This window comes from Marivita cryptomonadis, from assembly GCF_002115725.1.
Taxonomy (GTDB): Bacteria; Pseudomonadota; Alphaproteobacteria; order Rhodobacterales; family Rhodobacteraceae; genus Marivita; species Marivita cryptomonadis.
Map to the genome: position 1 here is coordinate 1 of NZ_JFKD01000107.1, position 714 is coordinate 714.

Annotated in this window: 1 protein-coding gene; it reads left to right on the plus strand. The window is 53.5% G+C overall.

Annotation, left to right across the window (positions count from 1 at the left end):
• Window positions 1-278: hypothetical protein (locus MCRY_RS22525; protein WP_217808274.1), on the plus strand; the 278-nt coding region annotated here is incomplete at its 5' end.
• Between the last annotated feature and the right edge of the window lie 436 nt (window positions 279-714).

Consider the following 714-nt stretch of genomic DNA (forward strand, 5'->3'; position numbering starts at 1 on the left):
GAAGCGGGGAATTTCGCAGGGAAGGTCGTTTTGTTATGACCGAAGAACAGCATGCACAGCCACCTGTCCGAGATCGCAGCTCAGAAACCGGTTCGCTCTTGAAGGCTGAGTATTTGTCTCAAGCAGAAATCAACGCAGCGGTGAATTTGGTTGTCCAGGAAAGTGGCCAGATCCCCCCGGAGGAACTGATCCGCGCAGTGGCACGGCTTCTAGGCTACAAGCGCGTTGGAAATGACTTATCGACTAGGATTTCCGAGACAATTTTTGCTGCAAATTGATGTGGAGTTTCCGACGAGCGCTTGCGGGTCTTTTCTGGCACTACTTGCTCAATCACGCGATGGCTGCTGCGCCCAATCCAATCCTGGCCTTCCACCACCACATTGTGGACACTTCCTCTGAAAGACATCTGAACCATTAGCTCCATATCTTGCACCGCAATTATGGCACTGGAGAATGTATAAGATCTGGTTGTGGTCGTTGCCTGGTTCGCCTGTGCAACCCAGAACAACTTGATTGTTGCGGTTGACGTAGCCGGATCGGGTGGTCTTTGGCTTGGCCGTGGTTCTATTTCGCCCACCAGGTTCCTTGCGCTTCACCGGAGGCCATTCTGCCCCAAGTATCCAACCCTCAACTACCGCTGTCGCGGCAACTGCGCCAAACCCTGGTGGAGCGAAGGCATCTTGTAGCACTCCGCTGCGATCTGCTTCCTTAAGC